This is a genomic window from Aneurinibacillus thermoaerophilus (assembly GCF_900099925.1).
In the GTDB taxonomy this organism is placed as follows: Bacteria; Bacillota; Bacilli; order Aneurinibacillales; family Aneurinibacillaceae; genus Aneurinibacillus; species Aneurinibacillus thermoaerophilus.
Genome location: NZ_FNDE01000002.1, coordinates 111,190 through 129,744 on the forward strand (window position 1 = coordinate 111,190; position 18,555 = coordinate 129,744).

The 18,555-nt window shown below is 46.2% G+C and carries 20 protein-coding genes and 1 other annotated feature; of the genes, 15 read left to right on the forward strand and 5 right to left on the reverse strand.

The window, feature by feature from the left end:
- Window positions 1-260 precede the first annotated feature (260 nt).
- The gene (gene thrS / locus BLR88_RS01835) at window positions 261-2,180 is read left to right on the forward strand and encodes a threonine--tRNA ligase (protein ID WP_057899677.1); all 1,920 of its coding nucleotides are present in this window, start codon (window positions 261-263) and stop codon (window positions 2,178-2,180) included.
- A 162-nt stretch (window positions 2,181-2,342) separates the two neighbouring features.
- Here thrS and BLR88_RS01840 read toward each other — a convergent pair whose 3' ends face one another.
- Window positions 2,343-3,662, reverse strand: a complete 1,320-nt coding sequence (locus BLR88_RS01840; RefSeq protein WP_057899676.1) for a methyl-accepting chemotaxis protein — start codon at window positions 3,660-3,662, stop codon at window positions 2,343-2,345.
- A gap of 205 nt (window positions 3,663-3,867) precedes the next feature.
- Window positions 3,868-4,002 (forward strand) — a sequence feature (ribosomal protein L20 leader region).
- Between BLR88_RS01840 and infC the strand changes: the two genes are divergently transcribed.
- The 3 genes from infC to rplT all read left to right on the forward strand — a co-directional run bounded on the left by infC (window position 3,993) and on the right by rplT (window position 5,164).
- Window positions 3,993-4,544: a translation initiation factor IF-3 gene (infC, locus tag BLR88_RS01845; RefSeq protein WP_236781897.1), complete on the forward strand. Its 552-nt coding sequence runs from the start codon at window positions 3,993-3,995 to the stop codon at window positions 4,542-4,544. Its footprint overlaps the feature before it by 10 nt.
- Before the next feature lie 26 nt (window positions 4,545-4,570).
- A complete protein-coding gene (gene rpmI, locus BLR88_RS01850) occupies window positions 4,571-4,771 on the forward strand; it encodes a 50S ribosomal protein L35 (protein ID WP_057899675.1) in 201 nt (66 codons plus the stop codon).
- A gap of 33 nt (window positions 4,772-4,804) precedes the next feature.
- Complete coding sequence (rplT, locus tag BLR88_RS01855) at window positions 4,805-5,164, forward strand: 50S ribosomal protein L20 (RefSeq protein ID WP_057899674.1); 360 nt, start codon at window positions 4,805-4,807, stop codon at window positions 5,162-5,164.
- Window positions 5,165-5,217: 53 nt separating this feature from the next.
- Here the strand turns inward: rplT and BLR88_RS01860 are convergent, their stop codons facing one another.
- Window positions 5,218-5,799 carry a class I SAM-dependent methyltransferase gene (locus BLR88_RS01860; RefSeq protein ID WP_057899673.1) on the reverse strand — a complete coding sequence of 194 codons (582 nt, stop codon included), beginning with the start codon at window positions 5,797-5,799 and terminating at the stop codon, window positions 5,218-5,220.
- A 156-nt stretch (window positions 5,800-5,955) separates the two neighbouring features.
- Here BLR88_RS01860 and BLR88_RS01865 point away from each other — a divergent pair, with 156 nt between their 5' ends.
- Window positions 5,956-6,375 (forward strand): CoA-binding protein, encoded by a 420-nt coding sequence (locus BLR88_RS01865; RefSeq protein WP_057899672.1) that lies wholly within the window; start codon window positions 5,956-5,958, stop codon window positions 6,373-6,375.
- 296 nt (window positions 6,376-6,671) lie between these two features.
- Here BLR88_RS01865 and BLR88_RS01870 read toward each other — a convergent pair whose 3' ends face one another.
- Window positions 6,672-7,400 (reverse strand): hypothetical protein, encoded by a 729-nt coding sequence (locus BLR88_RS01870; protein WP_091259791.1) that lies wholly within the window; start codon window positions 7,398-7,400, stop codon window positions 6,672-6,674.
- A gap of 179 nt (window positions 7,401-7,579) precedes the next feature.
- Here BLR88_RS01870 and BLR88_RS01875 point away from each other — a divergent pair, with 179 nt between their 5' ends.
- Entirely contained in the window at window positions 7,580-9,034 is a 1,455-nt protein-coding gene (locus BLR88_RS01875; protein WP_091259793.1) for an NAD-dependent epimerase/dehydratase family protein, read from the forward strand.
- On the opposite strand, the gene asd is transcribed toward BLR88_RS01875, so the two are convergent.
- A complete protein-coding gene (gene asd / locus BLR88_RS01880) occupies window positions 9,031-9,858 on the reverse strand; it encodes an archaetidylserine decarboxylase (RefSeq protein WP_057900408.1) in 828 nt (275 codons plus the stop codon). The two genes, BLR88_RS01875 and asd, sit on opposite strands and share 4 nt — an antisense overlap.
- Window positions 9,859-9,927: 69 nt before the next feature.
- A complete protein-coding gene (locus BLR88_RS01885) occupies window positions 9,928-10,533 on the reverse strand; it encodes a hypothetical protein (protein ID WP_057899668.1) in 606 nt (201 codons plus the stop codon).
- A 182-nt stretch (window positions 10,534-10,715) separates the two neighbouring features.
- Between BLR88_RS01885 and BLR88_RS19285 the strand changes: the two genes are divergently transcribed.
- From BLR88_RS19285 to rbsB, 9 genes are all read left to right on the forward strand, one after another.
- On the forward strand, window positions 10,716-10,892 hold the full coding sequence (locus BLR88_RS19285) for a hypothetical protein (protein ID WP_156424087.1): 177 nt from the start codon (window positions 10,716-10,718) through the stop codon (window positions 10,890-10,892).
- 241 nt (window positions 10,893-11,133) lie between these two features.
- Window positions 11,134-12,072, forward strand: a complete 939-nt coding sequence (locus BLR88_RS01890; protein ID WP_091259797.1) for a lysylphosphatidylglycerol synthase transmembrane domain-containing protein — start codon at window positions 11,134-11,136, stop codon at window positions 12,070-12,072.
- 86 nt (window positions 12,073-12,158) lie between these two features.
- Window positions 12,159-12,602, forward strand: a complete 444-nt coding sequence (locus BLR88_RS01895) for a hypothetical protein (RefSeq protein ID WP_057899666.1) — start codon at window positions 12,159-12,161, stop codon at window positions 12,600-12,602.
- Between the two features lie 165 nt (window positions 12,603-12,767).
- Window positions 12,768-13,754 carry a LacI family DNA-binding transcriptional regulator gene (locus BLR88_RS01900; protein WP_091259799.1) on the forward strand — a complete coding sequence of 329 codons (987 nt, stop codon included), beginning with the start codon at window positions 12,768-12,770 and terminating at the stop codon, window positions 13,752-13,754.
- Window positions 13,755-13,757: 3 nt separating this feature from the next.
- Window positions 13,758-14,669 carry a ribokinase gene (gene rbsK / locus BLR88_RS01905; protein ID WP_091259800.1) on the forward strand — a complete coding sequence of 304 codons (912 nt, stop codon included), beginning with the start codon at window positions 13,758-13,760 and terminating at the stop codon, window positions 14,667-14,669.
- Between the two features lie 22 nt (window positions 14,670-14,691).
- Window positions 14,692-15,087, forward strand: a complete 396-nt coding sequence (rbsD, locus tag BLR88_RS01910; protein ID WP_091259801.1) for a D-ribose pyranase — start codon at window positions 14,692-14,694, stop codon at window positions 15,085-15,087.
- A gap of 18 nt (window positions 15,088-15,105) precedes the next feature.
- A complete protein-coding gene (locus tag BLR88_RS01915) occupies window positions 15,106-16,596 on the forward strand; it encodes a sugar ABC transporter ATP-binding protein (protein ID WP_057899662.1) in 1,491 nt (496 codons plus the stop codon).
- A 1-nt stretch (window position 16,597) separates the two neighbouring features.
- A complete protein-coding gene (locus tag BLR88_RS01920) occupies window positions 16,598-17,539 on the forward strand; it encodes an ABC transporter permease subunit (RefSeq protein WP_057899661.1) in 942 nt (313 codons plus the stop codon).
- A 70-nt stretch (window positions 17,540-17,609) separates the two neighbouring features.
- Entirely contained in the window at window positions 17,610-18,539 is a 930-nt protein-coding gene (rbsB, locus tag BLR88_RS01925; RefSeq protein ID WP_057900407.1) for a ribose ABC transporter substrate-binding protein RbsB, read from the forward strand.
- Window positions 18,540-18,555 lie beyond the last annotated feature (16 nt).

Consider the following 18,555-nt stretch of genomic DNA (forward strand, 5'->3'; position numbering starts at 1 on the left):
AACCGGTTTTCAGAGAGGAAAGTCGTAGGCTGTGAGCTTTCTAACACGAGGTTGTCGGACTACCCCCTTTAGCTGCCGACCGGAACGCGCATATGTGTCAGTATGGAAGGCCGGAATGACCGATTCCGTTATTTTAAATGAAGGGCATGGTTGGTGCATGTTAGCCTCCGTGCCGAAATAGGGTGGTACCACGAGAACAACACGCTCGTCCCTTGGGGGATCGAACGTGTTTTTTATTTTTATAAGGAGGAATTGTGATTATGTCTGTACTGCAAGTAACGCTGCCGGACGGTTCCAAACGCGAATACGAAGCCGGCGCAACTGTAGAAGATGTCGCTGCTTCCATCAGCCCGAGTCTTCGCAAAAAAGCGATTGCTGGTAAGGTGGATGGTAAGATTGTTGATTTAAAAGCAGTCATTCCACATGATGCTTCTGTGGAGATTTTGACGGAAGACAGCGAAGAGGCGCTTGAAGTGATGCGTCATAGCTGTGCGCATCTTATGGCACAGGCAATTAAACGTATTATTGGCGACGACAAAGTGCGCCTTGGCATTGGTCCGGTCATTCAGGACGGTTTTTACTACGATATCGACACCGATGTAACCATTACACCGGAGATGCTTGAGCAAATCGAAAAAGAAATGCAGAAAATTGTCAAGGAAAACCTGCCGATCGAGCGTCGCGTTGTATCCCGTGAAGAAGCGATCGGCATCTATAAAAAACTCAATGATCACCTGAAACTTGAGATTATTTCTGAACTGCCGGAAGACGCAGAGATCACGATGTATTATCAGGGCGAATTCTTTGATTTGTGCCGTGGGCCGCACGTACCTTCTACCGGAAGAATTAAAGCATTTAAGTTAATGAGCGTAGCTGGTGCATACTGGCGCGGCGACTCCGATCGTCAGATGCTGCAGCGCATTTATGGCACATGCTGGGCGAAGAAATCCGATCTTGATGAATATTTGCACTTCCTTGAGGAAGCCAGAAAGCGCGATCACCGCAAGCTAGGAAAAGAACTTGAATTGTTCATGTTTTCAGAAGAAGCTCCGGGCATGCCCTTCTACTTGCCGAACGGAATGATTATTCGCAATGAATTGGAAAAATATGCTCGTCAGCTGCAAATTGAGCGCGGCTATCAGGAAGTGCGCACGCCTCTCGTTATGAACCAGCGCCTGTGGGAGCAATCCGGTCACTGGGATCATTATCACGAAAATATGTATTTCACGGAAGTGGATAATACAAAATTTGCGTTGAAGCCGATGAATTGTCCGGGGCATATGCTTGTGTTCAAAAACAAAATTCATTCGTATCGCGACCTGCCGCTGAGAATGGCGGAGTTCGGCCAGGTGCACCGCCACGAATATTCCGGCGCGTTGAACGGAATGATTCGTGTCCGCACATTTACACAGGACGACTCGCACATTTTCGTACGTCCGGATCAGATCGAATCCGAGATTAAGCATGTGATTGAATTGGTCGATAAGATTTACGGCGTATTCGGCTTCCCGTACAGCGTCGAACTGTCTACCCGTCCGGAAGATTCCATGGGTAGTGACGAACTGTGGGAGCTTGCGGAGCGTTCGCTGCAAAACGTGCTGGAAGAGTTAAAAATTCCATACCGCATTAATGAAGGGGACGGGGCGTTCTACGGTCCGAAAATTGACTTTCACATTCAGGATGCGATTAAGCGGAGCCATCAATGCGCGACGATTCAGCTCGATTTCCAGATGCCGGAGAAATTTGATCTCGCTTATGTGGGAGAAGATAACGCAAAGCATCGTCCGGTTGTTATCCACCGCGCGATTTACGGTTCGATCGACCGTTTTATCGGTATTCTAACCGAGCATTTCGCAGGCGCGTTTCCGACATGGCTGGCTCCGGTACAGGCGAAGTTGATTACAATCGCTGAGCCGCATATGGAATACGCGGAAAAAGTGAGAGAAAAAATGGCGGAAAAGGGGATCCGCGTTGAAGTGGATAGCCGTAACGAGAAAATTGGTTACAAAATCCGTGAAGCGCAGATGAACAAAATTCCGTTCATGCTTGTTATCGGCGATAAGGAGAAAGAGGACGGTACGTTGTCCGTGCGCCGTCGCGGTGAAGGCGATCTCGGAGCGAAGAAAGTGGATGAAGTGATCAAACTTATTCTTGACGAAATCGAGACAAAGAAATATTAAGGTTAGCAGGAAAAAAGAATTAACGCCAGTCATTCATGATGCAAAAAGACCCTGTTTTTAGTAAAAACAGGGTCTTTTTGCATATTTTTTACGCTGAAATCACGGAACGCCATTCTTTTCATTTGTATGACGTAATCATGTCACTATCTCAAATGTGATTTTTTATAATGTAAAATTGTTTATTTCTTTCTTTAATTCATCTGATATTTTATGAAGCGAATTTGTCGATGCAACGATTTTTTCCGAGAACGTAAGCTGTTCCTTGGATGAATCAGCAACACTGCGAGTATTTTGCGCAGTGTTTTCGGAAATGTAAGCAAGTTGCTCAAAGGAGGCAGTTAATTGTTCGGTGCTTGCTGATATTTCTTCCGTTGCTGCGGAAATGTCTTGTATTTGCCCGGTGACATTTTGAATAGATTGCAGAATCTCTTGAAATGCGACACCGGCTTTATTAACAACCGCGGTGCCTTGCTGAGCTTCCTGGGTTCCCTTTTGTATTTTTTCAACAACCTGCATCGTCGTTTTTTGTATCGTTTCAATTAAATGATAAATTTGTTCGGAAGACTCTTTGGATTGTTCGGCTAATTTTCGCACTTCATCCGCCACAACTGCGAATCCTTTTCCGTGTTCGCCTGCACGAGCGGCTTCGATTGCCGCATTGAGGGCCAGTAGGTTTGTTTGATTTGCAATATTGCCAATCACCTCAACTATTTTTCCGATTTCCTTTGAATGCTGGTTTAATGTCTCAATAATCGAGGCGGATTCCTGGGCGGATGAGTTAATTGAGCTTATTTGTGCAACGGTTTCGTCTATGATTTCATTTCCCTGTTTCGCTTTCATTAGAACCTGCATAGTCGATTCTGAAACGTTTGCAGCCGATTCGGCAATGCGTTGTATGCCGATAGCGATTTCATTCATCGCTTTCTTGTTTTCTTCCATTCCCTGCATTTGTGTTTCTGCACTTTCGGAAATTTTTTGCACATTGCTCGTTATTTTGTTTAATGTTTCGGAAGAATGTTCAGATGAAGCAAGAAGTTCCTGAGCAGAAGCAGTTACGTGGCTTGTTGTTTCATTTACTTTTTTGATAAGAGTACGCAGATTAGACATCATGTAATTAAAAGAATTGGATAGTTGACCGATTTCATCTTTCGATTCGTACTCTATCTTTGCATTTAAGTCTCCCTGGGCTGCTTGTTCAATAGCCATAACAACCTTTTTTAGTGGGTTGATCACTAACCATTGCGTAAATAAGGCAATGATGATTGTTGTCGAAAAGAAGCTAATAAAAGTATTAACATATAATTCAATACGTTCATTTATAAACTGATCAATAAGAGAGTTTAGATAGGCGGAGGCAAAAAAGCTGACGAGCAGACTTATGATAACAGCAACGATCATTTTGTTCCGTAGACTTCGTTGCACAGACGCGATGTCAGTAAACATGAATTCATTTTTTGTTGAGGAATTTTTTCTATATGACATGTTATTCTCCTCCTTAATTGCTTGTTTTTAATATAAATTTTATAATAAATAGAACTTTATTCATAGTTCTATATTACATGTTAGAAAACAGAAAGTTTCTTTTCAGGAAAATTATCCTTTCTGAAAAAATTACAAAAATAAGGGGACAGCCTTGACGGAGTAACCGGCATCCGCTATACTACTAGAAGTGTAAAGAATATAACGGAATCCAAAGCAGAAGCACCCGCTTCTCACCTGCATGATGCACATGGTGTTGTCGACAGGTATGCTTAATCCATAATATCGGGTTATATTTATGGAATAGAATGCGGGCGCAGTGTGTCCGCATTTTTGCTTTGGTCCAAAATCTTTTGGAGGTGGCAGGCTATTAGCAAAGAGCATTTAGTCAATGAGGAAATCCGCGCTCGTGAGGTTCGTTTGATTGACACGGATGGTCAACAGATCGGGATCGTTTCTTTGCGAGAAGCACTTCGTCTGGCTCAGGAAAAAGATCTTGACTTGGTGAACATGGCGCCGAATGCGAAGCCGCCGGTATGCCGTATCATGGACTACGGTAAGTTCAGATACGAACAGCAGAAAAAAGAAAAGGAAGCTCGTAAAAATCAAAAAGTGGTTGACGTGAAAGAGGTTCGTCTGTCACCGACTATTGAAGAGCATGATTTTCAGACAAAGCTGCGCAATACCGTAAAGTTTCTGGAGAATGGAAACAAAGTGAAGCTCACGATTCGTTTCCGCGGGCGTGCGATTACTCACGCTGAGCTCGGACAGCAAGTCATGGAAAAGCTTGCGAAAGAAGTAGAACACATCTCTACAGTAGAGCGCAAGCCTAAGATTGAAGGGCGCAGTATGATCATGATTCTGGCGCCAAAAAGCGACAAGTAATTTTTCTTGATTGGAGGATTTGTACGATGCCAAAAATGAAGACCCACAGCGGTGCTGCCAAGCGTTTTAAAAAGACTGGAAGCGGCAAATTGAAGCGTTCCCATGCGTTCACAAGCCATATTTTGGAGAAGAAATCTCCGAAGCGTAAGCGTAATCTACGCAAAGGTGCGCTCGTTTCTAAAGGCGATCAAAAACGTATCGCTTCTCTGTTAACGTACGTGAAGTAATTTTGATTTGAAAAATGTAGGAGGAGAACATCAATGCCAAGAGTAAAAGGTGGAAATGTGGCGCGCAAACGCCGCAAAAAAGTATTAAAGCTTGCAAAAGGTTATTTTGGTTCCAAACACCGTTTATTTAAATCCGCAAACGCGCAAGTCATGAAGTCTTTGCTGTACGCTTATCGTGATCGCCGTCAACGTAAGCGTGACTTCCGTAAACTGTGGATTACTCGTATTAATGCGGCAGCTCGTATGAATGGTTTGTCCTATAGCCGTTTCATGCATGGTCTGAAAGAGGCGGGACTGGAAGTCAATCGCAAAATGCTGGCTGACCTGGCTGTAAACGACAAAGAAGCGTTTGCTCAACTGGCAAACACGGCAAAAGAAAAGCTGAACGCGTAATTGAATACGTAGATGAAAAGCGGGGTAGAATAATGTTCTACTCCGCTTTTGCTTTATACCTGCTGTTCTTGCCTGGTGGATAGGTTGTCCCGTTTTCGGCAGCAGTAAACAAAAGCCGGCGGGATATTGAGTGGTACAAAATCAATGTCTACCTGTTCAAAACGCTTATGAAGCTGGCGTTTCATTTGTTGCGAATATTGGAAAGCGATGAATAAGCCGCCAGGTTTGAGCGCTTTTTCTACGCCGTCCATAATGGCATCGCGCAACTCTTGCGGAAAATTGGCGAACGGTAGCCCCGATAAAATATAGTCGAAATTTTGAATCTTGAGTTTGCACATTACGTTATAAATATCGGAAGCGTTATTGTAGTAGGATAAGTCAGGATACATGTTTTGAAGCCGGTTCCTCATGTTATCATCTTTTTCAAATACGACCAGTTTGCAGTCATTGCGTTTATTTTTACGCAAATATTCCGTAAAAATTCCGGTTCCCGCGCCCAGTTCAGCGATCGCTTTCGCATTTGCAAAATCAATCGGTTTTATCATCGCGCGAGCCAAAAAGCGGGAGCTTGGTGTTACACTACCTATGCTTCTTGGAGAACTTAAAAATTTATAGAGGAAAAGCAGTTTTCCCATGTGTTCCTCCTTGTGTGGGTATTGTCATTATTATAACAGTAACATACTTCTAGACCAAACAAATCCGTCGACAGGCGGAAAACACATTGAAAAAGGGTTTGGACAGGCGGATAGCGAAAAAGTAAAAGGAAAGAAGAAGTAAAGGAGGATATAGATATGGCTTTTATGAACCCATCGAACGAAGAACGGCGCAAGATTCTTGAAGAAGCGAAAACCATTGCTGTCGTTGGCTTGTCTAACAAACCGGAGCGGACGAGCTACATGGTGTCTCAGGCGATGCAAAACAATGGGTATAAGATTATTCCGGTCAATCCGACCATTGAAGAATCGCTTGGAGAGAAAGCGGTTAGCTCGCTGACAGAAATCAAGGAGCCGGTAGATATCGTCAACGTGTTTCGTCGCAGCGAAGAGGTAGGCCCAGTGGTAGATGACGCTATTAAAATCAAGCCGAAAGTAATCTGGATGCAGCAGGGTGTTTATAACGAGGAAGCCGCGAAAAAAGCGCAGGAAGCAGGGATTACCGTTGTTATGGATCAGTGCATTAAAGTGGATCATGCCTTGCTTGTAAGAAAATAAGCAAAAGCAAGGAAAACGTGCGGGCAATCCCGCGTCTCAAAAATCGTGAGATTTTAATACACAGAAACGAAACAAATTTTAACATAAATTTAACTGTAGAAACATGTAAACATTACGTAGATCCATTATACTTAGAAGTGTGCTGAACCCCTTGCCACTATTCAATAAGGTTCTCTTATCCCTTGTCTGATGTCCTCCTTGTGGAGGACTATTTTTTCTCCTTCATGGTAATCGGATATCATGTATAAAGAAGCTGACCTGCCAAACAAAGGAAGTCAGCTTCTTTATACATAGAATTAATCATCTTGCTCCTCATGCTTATCGTTTTTTTCTGCCTGCTTATTGTCATCTGTGGCAGATACATCTTTCTTTTCCTTCTCTTCCTCTTTTGATTTTTTTTCCTTTTTTGGTTTGCGTGGCACTTGTTCCATTACGGCTGCCAGATTCGGATTCCCGTTTTTGCGAAGCGAATGGGCAATCTCTTTCGGGTCTATTCCTTCCGCGACCATGCGGTCAATTTTCGCCAAATCCCCTTCGCGGATGCCGTAACTACGAAGCTGGTTTATTGTATTCGCATCTAATCCCTGACCTGCGGCCGAAGCCTCGGTTACGGCCTGTTGTCCTGGGTTAGCGGGTGTGACGCCGGAAGAGGTGGCTACCGAAGATGAATAAGAAGCATTCGCTTCTCTTTGTTTTTGGGATGTTTTCGTTTCGTTTTGTTCTTTGCTTGCCGAAGAGGAAGATACCGTATAGCCTGGCTCCGAATAAAGGCCTTCCGCTTTCGCTTCGTCGAGCGTTTTATTAAGTGGAATGAGTACGACTCCGGTTTCCGTAACTTTAGAAGAGGTTGCATTTTCTGTTTTGGATAAAGGGGTGTTGGTTGCCGATTGTCCGTTTGAAGGCGAAACGTTGTTAGGTTTTATAAACAGAGTGGCGAACGCGAAAGCGAGAAGAACCATCGCGGCTCCTCCAGCGATAATATACAGACGTTTTACTGACGTTCGCGATTGCAACCATTTGTTCATTTGCCGATGCTTCCTTTCTTTCAAAGTCCTCCTACATAATATTCGCATATTCTCTTCCCTTTTTGAAGGGTGTATATAAAATTGATAGCGTTTTTTAACAAATTGCAAACGATAAGAGGATGTGAATTTATCAAGTTAAATGTATTATTTAAAGAGAAAACGGGAAAGCAGGGGGAGTTATGCAAATCAAATGTTCAGATCAGCGCCCTGTTGTTGCGATAGCCGGGGCAAGCGGTTTTGTTGGACAGGCACTAATGAAGCGGCTTATGAACAATTACCGTGTGATTGGATTGACACGGAACGAGAAAAAGGTCAGCGAATCCGAACGGAGCAGATGCCTGAACCTGGAATGGCGACAAGCGGATTTGTTTTCCTTGTTGGAAGCGGAAAAAGGTTTGCAAGGGGTGGACTACGCTTTTTATCTTGTTCGCACGGGAGTACCGTCGGCGCGCCTGACACAAGGGAAGATTCAGGATATGGATGTCATCTTGGCGGACAATTTTGCGCGTGCCGCGAAAAAAGCGGGCGTCAAACAAATCATTTATCTGGGCGGCCTTATTCCGGAGCAGGCAAATGGTGTACCCGGCTGTTTGCAAAGCCGCCTTGAAGTAGAAGCAGCATTGCGGGCGCATGGCGTACCGGTTACGGTTTTGCGAGCTGGCATTGTCATAGGAGCTGGCGGTTCCTGTTTTCGGATGATTTTGCGTTTGATTCGCCATCTTCCGATGATGATCTGCCCGCGTTGGATGTCGTCCGAGGTGCATCCGATTGCGCTTCAGGATATTGTGGTATTGCTTGCAGCGTGCATAGGGCGGGAAGAGACGTATAGCCAGTCTATCGATGTAGGCGGTTCGGATACGTTGACATATAAACAGATGATTTTGCAAATTGCTGAGCTTATGGGGAAGAAGCGCCGCCTGTATTCCGTACAATTTTTGGCACCGGTAGTGTCGAGCCTGTGGTTGACAGCGGTAACCGGGATACCGTTACAACAGGTCAAGTCATTCGTTGGTAGCATGAAATATCCACTTATAGGGAAGAGAAGATGGTTACAGCAACGATTGGGGTTGCCCGGATTGCCGTTTGCTGAGGCGGCTTGCCTAGCATTGCAGGAAGAAGCAAGGGGAAAAACGGAAAAGAGAAAGCAAGCTGCTTTATTTGGCGGCAAGCACGGGAAAAAGAAACGGCTTAATAATGTGCGTTCAGTGCAGCGTTTCGTTCTCCCCAGGGGAAGAAACGCGGACTGGGCGGGACGAGAGTATGCAGAATGGTTGCCCAGGCATTTAAAACCGATGATTAGGGTATACCAAAAAAAGGATGGACGCTTATGGTTTTTGCTTGCAGGCGTGAAAAAACCATTATTGGAACTGACATACTCTAAGGAACGGAGTACACCTGACCGCACGCTTTATTACATTACCGGGGGAATATTGGCCCGGGTTGATACGCAACGCAGGGGAAGGATGGAATTCCGCCAAGTGTTGGATGGAAGATATGTAATTGTTGCGATTCACGAGTTTATTCCGCGAATGCCATGGTTTTTGTATAGAGCAACACAGGCGCTTGTGCATCTTTGGGTGATGCGCAGTTACGGACGGTATCTTCATCTACAGGCGGAACGTATTGGAGGCTAAGTAATAATAGTTCCGATTTGTTCACCGTATCGCAGAAAAGTTCCTCCCCTGATCCGTTCGTTAAGCGCAATTTTATCCTTTTTAAACAAAAGGATAACCGTGGAGCCGAACTCAAACAGGCCGACTTCTTCCCCCTTTTTGTATACCGGCCCATCGTTTAGGCGCTTTGAATACATTTGACCGTTTTTGACGTTTGTGGCGTGTTCGCCATACGCTACCTTTACGCTTCCCACGATAAACGCTCCGACCTTGACGATCGCTATCTCTCCGGCAGAAGTGCTGGCATACGTAATGAGGCGTTCGTTTTTTGTAAACAGACCTGGCACATGGTATACACCGATGCTGTTTACGGGAAACAGGCGCCCAGGAATGTATGTCAGTTTCGTTAACCGCCCGTCGAGCGGCATGTGAATGCGGTGATAATCACGCGGACTCAAATAAATTGTAAGAAATGTCCCACCTTCATATTTAGCGGCTGTTTCTTCTGAACAACCAAGCAATTGTTTGACGGTATAATTTATATTTTTTGCCTGAATAAGCGTTCCCTGATGAATGGGACCAAACTGTGCCACCTTGCCGTCTACAGGACTTACGATGGCTTCCGGAAGCGGGCAAACCGGCCGGGTGCCCGCTTTTAATTTCCGGGTAAAAAAAGCGGTCAGATGCGGATATTCGGCAACCGGCTTTTCAATCTCTTCAGTGTTTATATTAAAAATAGAGATATACGGCTTAATGAAGTATTTGCTCAATCGCGAGCGTCCCAGTCTTCCGGCCAGCCTGGAAAGCGTGTTTTGCGGCAGTAGGGTTATTATTCGTTTTGCCAAAGGACCAATCACTTTTGTTATCCTTTCTATAACAGTATAGTTAACTTTCTTATTGTAGCACAAAACCGTTTACCAATCTCTTATCTTTTCATCGTCCTCATTGTAATCTCCGTCTCCGTTTAAGTCCCACCAGTTTTTTCCTCGCAAAGACCTGGCGTATTCGATTTCTGACGCGGAGGCCCCCATGCTTTCCAGAGCTTGAATTTGAATTTCAAGGCATTTCATTTCTGCATCCATTCCTGTCCATACTTCATTGGGAACGGCCTCCTTATACGTATAGAGGTAGTCGTGGTACAGCTTGGAATGGTAAGCGTCATGGGCGATTGTGCTGGCGTACCATGTAAGCGAAGCGTTAACAGTCGACGCCCCGACTTTATAAGTTGGCGGTGTTTCGTACGCGGCCATTCCGCTAAAGTTATGCTGTTGGATTCTACCGATGTAAGTGACCGTTATCTTGTAAGCGTCTGGCGCTTTTTCTTGTAATAATTTTAAAGCAGCTTTTGTTTTAGTAATAAAATTTTTGTCTCCGGTGATTTGAATGGATGGAGAAGAGAGGGCGCTATGTCCGGCTGGTGCAGCTTTTACTTTAACCGTGCGGGTAGTCGCCGCGTTCACGGATAGATCGCCATGAAGAAAGAGTGTACAAATAATAAGAAGCAAAATAACAGGATTCATAGGGGCGCGGCTCCTTTCCTAGGGAAATGTTGTATCATTCATTTCGAGGAACGCACCAGAAATCCTTTAGTTATTATTTCTTAATATGGAAGAAACATGGAGAAGAAGTTGGAGAATAGGAGAGAGGAGTACGGCAAAAAATACAATCATCTAAAATAAACTTGAGAAGGAGTGTGAAATAGATGGGTGAAAGAAGATTTCGGCAGTATACTCACCAAAATCCGCTGGGGCATATTCATGAAGAAGATACCCCGTATCTCGGGGAAGCAAAAGAACCGGCAAAACCTGCCCCATCCGGACAGGTAAGAAATGCTTCGAAAATGGAAAATTCGGGGGATATGCGGCTAGGAAAAGAATAAATCAAGACTTTTAAGGGCGCTTTGAATGAGGCGCCTTTTTATATTAGATGGAACCGGTGAAGCGGCAAAAGACAAGCGCGCTCCCATTTTTTGAAAGCCATGATGTTGATGAAATATAGTAAGTTTGAAGACTTTACACTAATTGAGCAGTTTAATATTTTCATAAAGAACAAAAGTACATGTTTCTAGTGTATGATGAACCATAAATGAGACGTTAGATATAAAGGGACGAGGAATTGGAATGAAACAGGTGATAATTTGGCTTATTCGAGCTGGTTTATTTGGCGTATTTTTCTTATTGACTTTTTATTTATTTGATTGGGACTTTGTCAGGCGGCAGGGAGAGCGGCTGTTGTGTCATCCCGGCTGGTTGGTGTGGATGGCGCTTGCTTATTTGCTAGCATTCGGGTTACGCGCTCTGGCGTGGCGGACGTATTTGCGGGGGCATGTCTCTTTTTCCGCCTGCCTGCATGGGCTATTTTACAGTTTGTTTATAAACCATGTGCTACCTGTAAAAGCAGGGGATATCATTCGAATTGGATATATAGTGAAGCGGGAGGCGATCTCTTGGAGCGAAGCCGTTCATTCCGTGGTAGTACTACGCTTGCTTGATATGCTTGTGTTGGGCGGTATGGCAGCTGCTGGAATTTTAGCATTAGGGCTTTCATTGCCTACCGTCGTATTTTGGTTTGCGCTTGCGGGAAGTATTGCGGTGGTAGGTGTAGTGTATACGTGGTTAAAAAAAAGTGAGCGGGGCTTTTTGCGAAAACACGTCCACATGCTACGGGATGGATTGGCCGGCCAGCGCGGCTTCTTGATTGTCGTAGCCACAATTTTCAGTTGGGTACTTGAAGCGTGGGTGATCTATGGTGTTGTCCGCGCGCTTGCGCTCGACATTTCATTTCTGGAAGGAGTCTGGGCAAATAGCATGACAATTGCCGGACAAACGTTTCATTTTACTCCAGGTGGTGTGGGGACATATGAAAGCGTGATGAGCTTTTCATTGGCAGCACTGGGCACGGAATGGCAGGACGCCTATCTTGCGACGCTACTAAGCCATGCGTTTAAGTTTGTATTTTCATATGTGGCAGGACTTTACGTTTTGTTTTGCGCTCCGCTTTCCGTAGGTGAGATGCGTGAATGGATAAAAGGAAGAATGCAGCCGAATAATGAAAAATGAAATGTGTCATACTATTATAATGACGAATTTTACGAAGATGAAAAAAGAGGTGAACGGAAATGAAGGCGGGCTGGTGGAGGCGCTGGTTGCGCGAAAAACGGAACACCAAGCGTAAAACGGAAGAGCGGGTGCTTCTTATGCCTGAAGAAAGGGAGTTAGCTTTAATACTTCAGGAGTTAAGAGGAAAAGTAGAGCAAGCTCAGGAAGAAAGGCGGCTGGATTATGAAATGTATGATGAATGTCGCCAGCTTTTGTTTCGGCTCGATTTGCTGGTGCCGTATTCAGGCATCATGCCGCCCGCTTTGCAGGAAAGGATCGCCAATCTGATTATGGAAGATACGCCCAGATTGCTTTATCCGTATTTGGCTCTGGGAGAAGAAAGCATGCGGAGTGTCCGGCGCGAGGCGGTTGCAGGCATCCGTTTCATGGCGGCGGAAGCGAAGCGGATTGTGGGCGCCATCCAAGAATATGAGCGCCAGGGATTGGCGAGCCAGGCTGCTTTTATTTCCAGCTGGTACAAAAAAAAGTAAAACACATTTTGCAAATATGATTGACAAAAAAAGTTCATCTGGTTTAATATTATGTTTAATTAAAAGATGTAACCGGTTACCTATTTTATAGCTTTTTGTTTTTGTATGTTTTTTTATAGTGTGTGTAACCGATTACATAAAATAGTGATGGGAAGGAAGAAACAGATGCCCACCATCAGAGACGTATCGAAGCTTGCGGGGGTTTCCGTGGCGACCGTATCACGCGTACTGAATCGTAGCGGCTATGTTCACGAGGAAACGGAGCGCAAAGTGTTAAAGGCGATTAAAGAATTGAATTATACGCCCAACTTCGTTGCCCGGAGCTTAACCAACAAGAAAACGGGCACAATTGGCCTGATGGTGCCCGATATTACAAACCCGTTCTTTCCGGAATTGGCTCGTGCTGTGGAAGACGTGATGCAACAGTATGGATATACAACCATTCTCGGCAATTCCGATGAAAACCCACAAAAAGAAAAGCAGTATATCCAATTGCTGAAACAAAAATATATTGATGGCGTGATCCTTGCTTCAACGGCGTTGACGGCAGAAGAGGTACATACGTTCAAAGTACCGGTTGTTGTATTGGATCGAGTGGTTTTATCCGACAACATTCCGATGGTGACTTCGAAAAACAGGGAAGGAGCCCGGGAGGCGACTCGCTTTCTTTTGGAACAAGGTTGCAGGAAAATCGCGCATCTTAGAGGGCCTGTGCAGCTCAGAATTGCTGATGAGCGTTGCCATGGATACCTCGATGTGGTAGAAAAATTGGAATGGTTCCATCCAGGGCTTATTGTTGCCAGCAATTACGATATGCGCCAGGCTATGCAGGCGACGCTGGAACTCCTGAAGAAGCATCCGGATATTGACGGGATTTTTGCTGGAAACGATATAATAGCCATCGGCGCGATGCGGGCGGTGCAGATGCTTGGTATTTCAATACCAGAAGAAATGGCGATTATCGGCTACGATGGCATCACGATGGGAGAAATCGTGTATCCGGAACTGACGACAATGGCTCAGCCGATTTATGAGATGGGCGCGCTCGCCGCGCGTATGCTGATTAAGATGATCGAAAAACAGCCGCTTGATACTTTGTATTATGAACTGGATGTGCAGCTCATCGAGCGAGGGACTACGAGGAAGGGATAAATAATGAAACGACCAAAGATTGTTGTCATAGGCAGTATTAACATGGATCTGGTAACAGAGACACCGCGGGTACCCGCATTGGGGGAAACCGTGCTCGGCAGCAAATTTTCCACGCTTCCCGGCGGAAAAGGTGCTAATCAGGCAGTGGCCTGCGCACGACTCGGAGCTGATGTTTATATGATTGGGTGCGTAGGAGAGGATAGCTTCGGCACCATGCTTATAGATAATCTCAAAAAAGAAGGGGTTCGCGTGGACGGTGTGGAACCGGTTACACAAACAGCGACAGGCATTGCTTCGATTGTGGTCGAGAATGGGGATAATTCCATTATTGTCGTCCCGGGCGCTAACCATGCCCTGACCCCGAACAAAGTTCGCCGTGTCGAAGCCATGATTCGGGAAGCAGATGTGGTATTGCTGCAATTAGAAATTCCGCTGGACACTGTGGTAGAAGCGGTGCGTATTGCGCGCAAGGCTGATGTTCCGGTTATCGTAAATCCGGCCCCAGCGGCCGAATTGCCGCAGGAAGTGCTTAAAGATATTACCGTTCTGACGCCAAACGAGTACGAACTGGCTATTCTCCTTGGCAAGAAGCCGGGGGAGCATGGGGACTTCAGGGGGCTTATGGCGTCGTATCACGGAAAGTTGGTGATGACCAAAGGAAGCGACGGTGCATACTACAGCGATGGTAACGGAAATATTCGACATCAGCCTGGCTTTCAAGTCGAAGTGGTGGATACGACGGGCGCAGGCGATACATTCAACGCAGCGCTGGCCGTCATGATTGGCCAGGGCTGTTCGATAGCAGAAGCGGTACACTATGCGGTTGCGGCAAGTGCGTTATCGGTTACAAAGTTCGGGGCGCAAGGCGGCATGCCGTCTCATGAGCAGGTAGTTACTTTTTTGAAGCAAACATAGTAAGACAACAAGGAGTAGAGTCATGAAGAAAATTGGCGCTTTAAACAGCGAGATTACAGCCGTGATTTCTCAATTGGGGCATACGGATACGATTGTAATTGGTGATTGTGGGTTGCCGATTCCGGATGGGGTGAAGCGGATCGATCTGGCGCTGAAGCCGGGGCTTCCTTCCTTTATTGATACGCTGGAAGTTGTCCTGGAGGAAATGCAGGTCGAAGCAGCGGTGCTGGCGGAAGAAATTAAAACGCATAACCCGAAGATAGAGCAGCAGGTGCGGGAGATACTGCATGATGCAGAAGTGTCTTACGTATCCCATGAACAGCTCAAACGTTTGAGCGAGCGGGCGAAAGCGGTGATTCGCACGGGGGAAGCGACACCGTATGCCAACGTGGTTCTAAGATCCGGCGTAATTTTTTAAGCAAAAGGATGTTGCGCAATGAGCAATCTGATTGAAATGACAGGCATTAGCAAATCGTTTGGCAAAGTGCAGGTGCTAAAAGATGTTTCATTTTCTCTAAAAAAAGGGGAAATTCATGCGCTGATGGGTGAGAACGGTGCCGGGAAGTCAACGATGATGAAAATATTAACCGGCATTTATCCGAAGGATTCTGGTACGATCCGGGTTCGTGGCCAAGAAGTAAATTTCAGTGGTCCGAAAGAAGCGGAACAGATGGGCATTGCTGTTATCCATCAGGAACTAAACATCATTCCGCAGCTGACGGTCATGGAGAACATGTTTCTTGGGCGCGATCTTTGCTATGGCAGAACAGGGATTTTACGCACGCGGGAAATGAAGCAAAAAACGCGTGAATACTTGGGGCGTCTAGGTGTCGACATTGACCCGGATGCGGAAGCGGGCTCTCTATCCATCGGGCAGCAGCAAATGATTGAAATCGCCCGCGCCTTGTCGTTGAACGCGGAGGTGCTGATTATGGACGAACCGACGGCGGCGCTGACCGACAGGGAAATTGAGGCACTGTTTGAAGTCATGCGCGATTTGCGGGCGCAAGGTGTCGGGATCGTATATGTATCGCACCGCATGGAGGAAATCTTCGCAATTTGTGATCGGATTTCTGTTTTGCGCGATGGTATCTTTGTCGGTACCGAAAATATTAAAGAGACGGATTTGGATACGATTGTCCACATGATGGTCGGACGTCAGCTTGGTGAACGTTTCCCGGAACGCAACGTGGCAATTGGCGAAGAGCGTCTGCGAGTGGAGGGACTGAGCGATAGCGGGGCGATTCGGGATATCAGTTTTTCCGCGCGACGCGGCGAAGTGCTTGGCATCGCTGGCCTGATGGGCTCCGGACGGACGGAAATTGCGCGCGCGTTGTTTGGTGTAAGCGAGAAGCAAAGTGGCCGAATCTTCTTGGATGGCCAGGAGATTCACATCCGGAAACCGGACGATGCGATTCGGCACGGTATTGCGTTTGTAACGGAGGACAGAAAAGGAGAGGGGCTTGTGCTCGGATTGTCCGTGCGAGAAAATATTGCGCTGACCAATTTGGGGAGACTCTCGAAAAATGGCGTGGTATCTTCTGTGAAAGAAGCAGGGTTTGTGCGGGAGATGATTCAGCGGCTGAACATTAAAACGAGCAGCGGCGAGCAAACGGTAAAGTCGCTGAGCGGCGGAAATCAGCAGAAAGTCGTAATCGGCAAATGGCTGGGCATTCAGCCGAAAGTGCTCATCCTCGACGAACCGACACGTGGCGTTGATATCGGCGCCAAAAAAGAAATTTATAACATTATCAATGAACTTACTGCTGTAGGTGTCACCATTATTATGATTTCATCAGAGCTGCCGGAAATTCTCGGTATGAGCGATCGCATTCTGGTTATGCATGAAGGAAGGCTGGCAGCAGTTATGGATAAAACAGAGGCTACGCAGGAAAAAATCATGCATGCGGCCACCGGAGGAAAGTAATATGGCAGATAAAAAATCTTTTGTGATGAATTTTCAAAAGCTGGGGCCTTTTATCGGACTTTTGATTATTACGGTTATTCTTGCAGTGCTGAGCCCTAACTTTTTAACGTTGGACAATATTTTAAATGTGTTGCGTCAGGTTTCGATTAACGCACTGATTGCGTTTGGCATGACTTTTGTCATTTTGACTGGCGGGATTGACCTGTCGGTTGGTGCGATTCTTGCGCTTGCGGGTGCGCTGACGGCCGGAATGATGACTGCGGGTATGGATCCGCTTCTGTCCATTCTCATTGCACTTCTCTCCGGCGTATTGATGGGGACGGCGAACGGTCTTTTGATCGCGAAAGGAAAAGTAGCGCCATTTATTGCAACGCTTTCCACGATGACGATTTTCCGCGGTCTTACGCTTGTATATACAGAAGGAAGACCGATTACCGGATTTGACAGCGAGATGTTCACCATGCTCGGCGCCGGATACTTTTTCGTAATCCCAGTTCCGGTGCTCTGGATGCTTGGATGTTTCGCGGTGCTGTATTTTATCCTGAAGAAAACAGCGTTCGGCCGCCGCATCTACGCAATCGGCGGCAACGAAGAAGCGGCGATTCTGTCCGGCATTAAAGCAGACAGGGTAAAAATTTATATTTATGCGCTGACTGGTTTGTTATCGGCGCTGGCAGGGGTTATCCTGACTTCGCGCCTCAATTCCGCGCAGGCAAACGCCGGAATGGGGTATGAATTGGATGCCATTGCTGCGGTCGTGCTGGGGGGAACCAGCCTATCTGGCGGTCGTGGCTGGATTTTTGGTACCCTTATCGGTGCGATGATTATCGGCGTGCTAAACAACGGTTTGAATTTGCTGGAAGTTTCTTCGTTCTACCAGCAGGTGGTAAAAGGAGCCGTGATTTTGCTTGCTGTTTTGCTTGATCGCAAAAAAACAGCGTAAAAAACATATCCATCACCATACAAATGTACAAACATTAAATCAATATTTGTCTAAGGGGGATCAGAAGAAAATGAAAAGATTAGTAAAAGGTTTTGCGGTAAGTTTGCTTGGTTTATCCATGCTGGTAGGTTGCACCACCCAGGCGCCAGGTACAGGAGATAAAGCAGCTGGCGACAAAAAAGAGCAGATTACGGTAGGGCTGGCTATTTCCACACAAAGCAACCCGTTCTTCGTGACGCTGAAAGAGGGGGCGGAGAAAGCGGCGCAGGAAAACAATATAAAGCTAGTAACGGTTGACGCACAGGATGACCCAGCGAAACAAATCTCGGGAATCGAAGATTTAATCCAGCGGCAGGTGGATGTCATTCTTGTAAACCCGACCGACTCCGCAGCCGTTGTGTCTGCCATTAAATCCGCGAATCATGCCAACATCCCGGTCATTACCGTTGACCGTAGCGCCGAGGGAGGCGAGGTCGTATCACACGTAGCTTCCGACAACGTAGAAGGGGGCAGAATGGCGGCTAAATATTTGCTTGAAAAAATCGGAAAACAAGGCAATATCGTTGAACTTGAAGGGATTCCAGGTTCTTCCGCGGCACGGGAGCGCGGCAAAGGTTTCCATGAAATCATTGACAAAGAAAAAGGTGTGAAAGTGGTGGCCAAGCAGCCGGCCGATTTTGACCGCGCGAAAGGTATGAGTGTTATGGAAAACATTTTGCAGGGGAATAAGGATATTAAAGCCGTATTTGCTCATAATGATGAAATGGCGCTAGGGGCTCTGAAAGCGATTCAGGCTGCTGGATTGAAGGATGTAGTTGTTGTCGGCTTTGATGCAACGGATGACGCAGTGGCTGCGGTGAAAGAGGGCCGCATGAGCGCGACTGTCGCGCAGAAACCCGAGCTTATCGGCAAGCAAGCGGTTGAACTTGCGAAGAAAGTAGCAAACGGCGAAAAAGTAGAGAAAAATGTGCCAGTGGAGCTTGAATTGATTAAAAAATAACGAATAGAATGATGAA

Coding starts and splice junctions, on each gene's coding strand:
- thrS (WP_057899677.1), top strand. CDS start 261: ATGTCTGTACTGCAAGTAACGCTGCCGGACGGTTCCAAACGCGAATAC.
- BLR88_RS01840 (WP_057899676.1), bottom strand. CDS start 3,662: ATGTCATATAGAAAAAATTCCTCAACAAAAAATGAATTCATGTTTACT.
- rpmI (WP_057899675.1), top strand. CDS start 4,571: ATGCCAAAAATGAAGACCCACAGCGGTGCTGCCAAGCGTTTTAAAAAG.
- rplT (WP_057899674.1), top strand. CDS start 4,805: ATGCCAAGAGTAAAAGGTGGAAATGTGGCGCGCAAACGCCGCAAAAAA.
- BLR88_RS01860 (WP_057899673.1), bottom strand. CDS start 5,799: ATGGGAAAACTGCTTTTCCTCTATAAATTTTTAAGTTCTCCAAGAAGC.
- BLR88_RS01865 (WP_057899672.1), top strand. CDS start 5,956: ATGGCTTTTATGAACCCATCGAACGAAGAACGGCGCAAGATTCTTGAA.
- BLR88_RS01870 (WP_091259791.1), bottom strand. CDS start 7,400: ATGAACAAATGGTTGCAATCGCGAACGTCAGTAAAACGTCTGTATATT.
- BLR88_RS01875 (WP_091259793.1), top strand. CDS start 7,580: ATGCAAATCAAATGTTCAGATCAGCGCCCTGTTGTTGCGATAGCCGGG.
- BLR88_RS01885 (WP_057899668.1), bottom strand. CDS start 10,533: ATGAATCCTGTTATTTTGCTTCTTATTATTTGTACACTCTTTCTTCAT.
- BLR88_RS19285 (WP_156424087.1), top strand. CDS start 10,716: ATGGGTGAAAGAAGATTTCGGCAGTATACTCACCAAAATCCGCTGGGG.
- BLR88_RS01890 (WP_091259797.1), top strand. CDS start 11,134: ATGAAACAGGTGATAATTTGGCTTATTCGAGCTGGTTTATTTGGCGTA.
- BLR88_RS01900 (WP_091259799.1), top strand. CDS start 12,768: ATGCCCACCATCAGAGACGTATCGAAGCTTGCGGGGGTTTCCGTGGCG.
- rbsK (WP_091259800.1), top strand. CDS start 13,758: ATGAAACGACCAAAGATTGTTGTCATAGGCAGTATTAACATGGATCTG.
- rbsD (WP_091259801.1), top strand. CDS start 14,692: ATGAAGAAAATTGGCGCTTTAAACAGCGAGATTACAGCCGTGATTTCT.
- BLR88_RS01915 (WP_057899662.1), top strand. CDS start 15,106: ATGAGCAATCTGATTGAAATGACAGGCATTAGCAAATCGTTTGGCAAA.
- BLR88_RS01920 (WP_057899661.1), top strand. CDS start 16,598: ATGGCAGATAAAAAATCTTTTGTGATGAATTTTCAAAAGCTGGGGCCT.
- rbsB (WP_057900407.1), top strand. CDS start 17,610: ATGAAAAGATTAGTAAAAGGTTTTGCGGTAAGTTTGCTTGGTTTATCC.